Origin of the sequence: Chitinophaga sp., from assembly GCF_036569125.1 — a bacterium.
In the GTDB taxonomy this organism is placed as follows: domain Bacteria; phylum Bacteroidota; class Bacteroidia; order Chitinophagales; family Chitinophagaceae; genus Chitinophaga.
In genome coordinates this window covers 1-6,418 of sequence record NZ_DATCRF010000415.1, presented here as the reverse complement: position 1 = coordinate 6,418, position 6,418 = coordinate 1, and the positions used below count along the sequence as shown (strand labels likewise).

At 47.5% G+C, this 6,418-nt stretch carries 5 protein-coding genes; 2 read left to right on the top strand and 3 right to left on the bottom strand.

Annotated elements, in window-relative coordinates; all coding sequences use genetic code 11:
* Nucleotides 1-247: 247 nt before the first annotated feature.
* Entirely contained in the window at nucleotides 248-892 is a 645-nt protein-coding gene (locus VIM87_RS15470) for an O-methyltransferase (RefSeq protein WP_331997863.1), read from the bottom strand.
* 201 nt (nucleotides 893-1,093) lie between these two features.
* Nucleotides 1,094-1,792, bottom strand: coding sequence for a TIGR00730 family Rossman fold protein (locus VIM87_RS15465; RefSeq protein ID WP_331997862.1), 699 nt, complete (start codon nucleotides 1,790-1,792; stop codon nucleotides 1,094-1,096).
* A 300-nt stretch (nucleotides 1,793-2,092) separates the two neighbouring features.
* Here VIM87_RS15465 and VIM87_RS15460 point away from each other — a divergent pair, with 300 nt between their 5' ends.
* Together VIM87_RS15460 and VIM87_RS15455 are read left to right on the top strand one after the other, a co-directional pair.
* Nucleotides 2,093-2,629, top strand: a complete 537-nt coding sequence (locus VIM87_RS15460; RefSeq protein WP_331997861.1) for a TIGR00730 family Rossman fold protein — start codon at nucleotides 2,093-2,095, stop codon at nucleotides 2,627-2,629.
* Between the two features lie 92 nt (nucleotides 2,630-2,721).
* Complete coding sequence (locus VIM87_RS15455; protein WP_331997860.1) at nucleotides 2,722-4,176, top strand: sodium:solute symporter; 1,455 nt, start codon at nucleotides 2,722-2,724, stop codon at nucleotides 4,174-4,176.
* Nucleotides 4,177-4,468: 292 nt separating this feature from the next.
* Here the strand turns inward: VIM87_RS15455 and VIM87_RS15450 are convergent.
* On the bottom strand, nucleotides 4,469-6,418 hold a 1,950-nt coding region (locus VIM87_RS15450), incomplete at its 5' end, for an alpha-L-rhamnosidase C-terminal domain-containing protein (RefSeq protein WP_331997859.1).

Below are 6,418 nucleotides of genomic sequence, written 5' to 3'. Positions count from 1 at the left end.
GGGTATGCCGGAATTGCGCATTTCGTCAATGGCAATATCCTTGTACGTAGCAATGTACTGCTCCGTTGTCATGGTTTTGGTTTGCGCTTTCAGCAGAGGCATGCAGCCGATAAGAAAACTAACCACTAACCAAAATTTTCTTACTTGCATGAAGAGGAGTTTTTTTAATGTGCAAATATGCAGATGTGCGAATGTGCAGATGGATTGAAGCGGTTGGCATTCATTTGTACATCTGAACATTTGCACATTATTTAGTTTTTCTGATCATAAGCAAACCATCCCGAATGGTGAGCAGCACCTGTTCTGCGCGGGCATCGGCTTTTACTTTTTCGCAAAAGGCGATCATGGCTTTGGCGTTGGCGCTTTGCTGGCTTTCGTTCTGCAGCACTTCACCGTGGTAAAGCACATTATCAGCCAGTATAAAACCACCGGGCCTCAGCTGTTCCCATACCAGGTCCAGGTAGTTGGCATATCCCTGCTTATCTGCATCTATAAATACCAGGTCAAATGTTTCCTGTAATTGCGGGATAATCTCAGCGGCTTTTCCTATGCGTAACCGGATCTTATTTTCCAGTCCTGCTTCTTTAAAATAACGTCTGCACAATTCCTCTCTTTCTTCGTTAATGTCCAGTGTGTATAACAGGCCGTCTGTGGTGAGGCCCTGTGCCAGGCATATGGCAGAATAACCAGTGTAGGTGCCTATTTCCAGTATGCGGCGCGGCCGTACCATATGGCTTACCATAGACAGATATTGCCCCTGCAGATGCCCGCTCAGCATGTGCGGCTGCTCCACTTTCAGGTATGTTTCACGGTGAAGGCGGTGCAGCACGTCATTTTCCGGGCTGGTGTAATTTTCCGCAAATGCATTCACTGCTGCAGGTATAACGTCCATAAGCTGGAAAAAATTTCTGCAAACCTACGGAAATTAGTTGGCAGTTGCCAGTTGATAGTGGGTAGTTGGCGGTTGGCAGTGGGCAGTCTGATTGCTGATACAGTTAGGAGTCTAACGGTACGGATAACCTGCAATTTATTTGATAAACCATCCCCGGACTGCCAACTGCCCACTGCTGACTGCCAACTAAAAAACTGCCAACTAAAAGTTCGGCCTTAATTTGTTGGTAGTATAGAATACACGGAAATACTCCACCACTTCATCGGCGGTATCAAAAAGTTTCAGCAGGCCCAGGTCTTCAGGACTGATGTTGCTTTCCTTTTCCATCATTACATTACGGATCCAATCCAGCAGGCCGCTCCAGTATTCTTTACCTACCAGCACCATGGGGGTTTCCGTCATTTTCTTTGTTTGGATGAGTGTGGCTACTTCAAAAAATTCATCCATGGTACCAAAGCCACCGGGCATCATTACAAAGCCCTGGGCATATTTGGTGAACATTACTTTACGTACAAAGAAGTAATCGAAGTGCAGATTCTTGTCGTAGTCTACATATTTATTGGGGAACTGTTCATGCGGCAGGGTAATGTTCACACCTACAGATTTGCCTTTGGCTTCCTGTGCGCCTTTGTTGGCGGCTTCCATTACGCCGGGGCCACCGCCGGAAATAATACCAAAACCATCTTCTGCCAGGCGCCGGGCTATTTCCACGGTAAGGTCATAATATTTATTACCCGGTTTTGTACGTGCTGATCCGAATACTGATATACAGGGTCCCATTTTGGCCAGGGCTTCAAATCCTTCTACGAATTCGGCCATGATCTTGAATATTTGCCAGCTGGAATGGGCTTTGGTTTCTGTCCAATCTCGCTCTTTCAGATTTTTTAAAGTAGTGTTCATTGTTAGTGCTATATTGATTTAACAATATACAATTTAGGTATTTAACTATTAGATTTGGAAATTAGTTGCTGCCGGCGGACGATCGTCCGCCGGCAGCTGTCCACGGTCCATGGTCGATGGTCCATTGCCTGCTGCGTGGGGCGTGTGGTACAGGGTAATGCGCTTAGGCTGTTGTTGAAGAATATGTAATTTATGTAAAATGCTATGGACCGTGGACCGTGGACTGTAGACTGTGGACCTGTAATCATGTAAAACGCCATGGACTATGGACCATCGACCATGGACTAAAAAACAATACCTATGACTAAGAACATGGCAGTTTTTTGCGGATCCAGCCTGGGCATGCACCCGGCTTATGCACGGGAGGCTTCACGGCTGGGATACCTACTGGCTTCGCGGGACATTAACCTGGTATATGGCGGCGGAAAGGCCGGACTGATGGGCGTTATAGCGGACAGTGTGCTGGAGAACGGCGGTAAGGTGATCGGCGTAATACCTGAATTCCTGAACACACGGGAACGTAAACATGAAAACCTTACGCAGCAGATAGAGGTGCAAACCATGCACCAGCGTAAAACTATCATGTATGAAATGAGCGATGCCGCCATTATATTACCGGGTGGTTTTGGTACGCTGGATGAGTTCTTCGAGATCATTACCTGGAACCAGCTAACGCTGCACAGCAAAATGGTAGGGCTGCTGAACGTTGAAAATTTTTATGAGCACCTGTACCAGCATATGCTGCGTATGCGTGATGAAGCCTTTGCACCTACCACACAAATAGAGCACCTGCGCATGGCGCCTACCGCAGAGGAGCTGCTGGCATTAATGGTATAACCGTTAGGGTGTGCCACAAAGGTGTGGTATGTGTAATAGTTTTTTAAGTTATTTTTAGCAGCATATAATTGGGGAACATTTAAACCATCAGCATGTCAGCCACCTTGTTATTCAGCTTAGTGATCGCTTATTTTTTAGTATTGCTGGCAGTTGCCTGGATCACCAGCCGCAACTCCAACAACGATTCTTTTTTTATTGGTAACCGCAACAGTAACTGGATGCTGGTGGCCTTTGGAATGATCGGCACTTCGCTGAGCGGTGTTACGTTTGTGAGTGTGCCCGGTACGGTGGGCGGCAGCGGCTTTGCTTATATGCAGGTGGTGATCGGTTACTTTATCGGTTATTTTATTGTGGCGTTCATACTGCTGCCGTTATATTACCGGCTGCACCTGACCTCCATCTACCATTACCTGGAACAGCGTTTCGGAATAGTGGCCTATAAAACAGGCGCCTTGTTCTTTATTATTTCCCGCACGCTGGGCGCTACTGCCCGCTTGTACCTGGTAATAAATGTGCTGCAGCTGTTTATACTGGATAACCTGCATGTACCTTTCTGGGTTACTACGTTTGTGATATTGCTGATGATATTGTTGTACACCTTTGAAGGGGGCGTGAAAACCATTGTATTTACAGATACCCTGCAAACTACTTTTATGCTTTTAGGGCTGGTAGTGTGTATTGTGTACATAACCCGCAGCCTGGGTTTTTCTTTTGGTGAAACCATGTCGGCTTTAAATGCCAAGGGGTATACGCGCATCTTTAACCCGGATGTGAACAGCGGCGGCTTCTGGTTAAAACAAATACTGGGCGGGGCTTTCATCACTGTAGGTATGACGGGGCTTGACCAGGAAATGATGCAAAAGAACATCAGTGTAAAGAACCTGGGCGATTCACAGAAGAATATGGTGAGCTTTAGCATTGTGCTGGTGCTGGTAAATTTTTTGTTCCTGCTGCTGGGCGGCCTGCTGTACCTGTTTGCAGAAAGTAAGCAGATCGGTATTAAAGGAGATGATCTTTTCCCTACGGTTGCATTGAGCTACCTGCCGCCGGTGATCTCCTTTGTATTTATTATTGGATTGATCTCCGCGCTGTTCCCCAGTGCTGACGGGGCTTTAACGGCACTTACCTCCTCTTTTTGTATTGACCTGCTGGGCCTGAAAAAACGGGATGACCTGGATGAAAAAGGCAAAACAAAAACACGGCGCAGCGTGCATCTTACCTTTACGGTTGTGTTCTTTTTATGCGTGATGATCTTTAAATGGATCGACAATAAATCCATTATTGATATTATCCTGAAAATTGCCGGTTATACCTATGGCCCTTTGCTGGGGCTGTTTGCTTTTGGTATTTTCTCCAAACGGCTTGTAAAACAAGGTTATGCAGTGCTGATCGTTTGCCTGGCAGCGCCGGTGATCTGTTACATTCTCAGTGATAATGCGGCCCGCTGGTTCAATGGCTTCCAGATAGGGATTGAGCTGCTGATACTGAATGCGCTGATCACGATTGCCGGGCTTTGGATGATATCGAAGAAAAGCGAATTAGGATAAAAAAAAGAGCAGGTAACTTGACAGAAACCTGCTGTACATTTAACACGTTATGAACGTGCAGCTCTTAACATGTAAGCGCTGCATTATCTTTCTTTATCTAAAGCCAGCAATTAGCTAAATTATTTATGGGTCAGGGATCAGAAAATCCGGTGTATTATGCGACCACTGCCTGTCTTGCTCCTTCTTATACAGATACTCAGATAATCATAATGGGATAGCGGCAATGCAATTGACCTGCCTGATGCATAATAACGTGGTTTTAACAAAAATTACCACTAATGTTGCTTAAAACCTAATTTTTTATTAAAAAGTTTTGTTTTCCTTCCTTCAGGGGAACGGTGCTGTTATTCCACACAAAACGCCCGGAAAGGCCCGGCGGTAACGTAACCTCCGCTGCTACCCCACTGCTGCCTGTTCGTTTAAGAGTTACCGTTATATTGCCTTTGGGATGGGGCATAGTGCCGTTTACCGCGTTAAGCTCGCCCATGGCGGGTTGTATCCTCACTGCAGCAAATCCCGGCTTATCCGGCATAATGCCACAAATGGTGGCCAGGAAATCGTAGTTAGGACTGGCGCTCCATGCATGACAGTCGGAACGGGTAGGTTCCGGGTTTTCTGCAAAGGTGGTAAGGCCCATGTCCAGCATATCCCGCCAGGGTTTCAGCTGTGCGTAATAACGGTTGGCCATGCCTGCTTTTTTAAGGGCCAGGTTCAGGTAAAAACGATAATAAAAAGTAGCCTGGCTTAAGGTAGTATCATCCAGTACCCGCTGCAACACAGCCTGCTGCCTGCTTTCAGGTATAGCGCCTGCCAGTACGGCGATAATGCCTGCATGCTGGCTGAATGTATTTTGCAGGGGCGTATTGGCCATTTCATTGCGGGAAGCATTGAAACAAAGCGCATAGGCACCTTTATTCAGTGTGGCGGCTAACTGGCTGTAGTGCTGCGCATCCGCCTGTTTGCCGTAAGCGGTGAACAATGCAGCTGCCTGCTGTAAGGTATAGGCATACTGCAGGGTAATGATCGAAGAATTACCGTTTGTAGCGCCATCCGGTGTGCCGCCGGGGAATGCATTATTCCAGTCAGTGAATCCCCACCATTGCATAGGGCCTAACATGTTCTTTTGCTGATCGATATGTTTTTCATACCAGTCCAGCACCCCGCGTATGGCAGTGAAGTATTGCTGTATAAATGCATCATCCTTACGGTGCATCCAGTAATCATATACCATGGATACCCAGTACAGCGAAAATGGTGGTATCACCTGCAGGCGGTTGCTGGGATAGCGGCCCTGGGTAAGGCCTTCCGGCACACGGGAGCAATAAAAATCGTGAATGGCCTTACGCATTAAACGGTCGTCGCCGGTAACGTATAGTGAGATGAGGGATTGTATGCGGGTATCTCCTTCATACTGCAGCTGCTCGTAATACGGGCAGTCAAAATAAGTTTCACCGGCACATAAACGGGCCGTGCGCCAGCCCACATCCCAGATGGCTTTCAGGGAAGTATCGTTACTGCTGAAGCTTGCTTTTTGTACAAAGGGATAACCGGTATAGCTGCCCTTCAGATCGTTTATAACCAGCGGCTCATTGCCTGTAGTAATATCCAGCTGCAGGTAACGGTAGGTGCGGAACCACAGGGGGCGGAAGCTGCGTTGCTCCCCGCCATCCGGCTCAAAAATGTCAAAGTTACCCATGATCTCCCGGCCTTCTACCTCATTACGGTTACCTTTTTTATAGTTAGAGAACAGGGCTTCGGCATACGTCATTTTTACGGTGCTGCCGGCGCCTTTGCTTACCGTAAGCTCAGGATAGGCAACCGTGTTAAAAGACTGATCCAGCAGAATGCTTACGGTTTTATTTGCGGGTATGGTAAGCGGTGCGTTACCGCCAAGGAAATCATCATTTGCCGTGATGCCCTGTGCACGCCGTACTTTTTGCAGGCGCTGCGGTGTTTCCTCCATCAGCGGAATGCTGCGCGGCACCAGGGTCCACAGGTTATCTGAACCATAACCCACAGGTTCCGGGGTGGTGACAGTTACGGCCGCCGGCCAGCTATTATCATCATACTTTGGCTGCTCCCAGCTCCAGGGATAATCAGCTGCTTTTACATGATCACCAGGGCCTATCACCATATAAGAGTGCAGGCGCCGGCCGTTATCTACAGAGCAGGGTGTATAGGCTTTATTGGTGTACACCTTCCAGGTGGTATTGGTATTCACCTCTTTTTCTGCATCCGTATC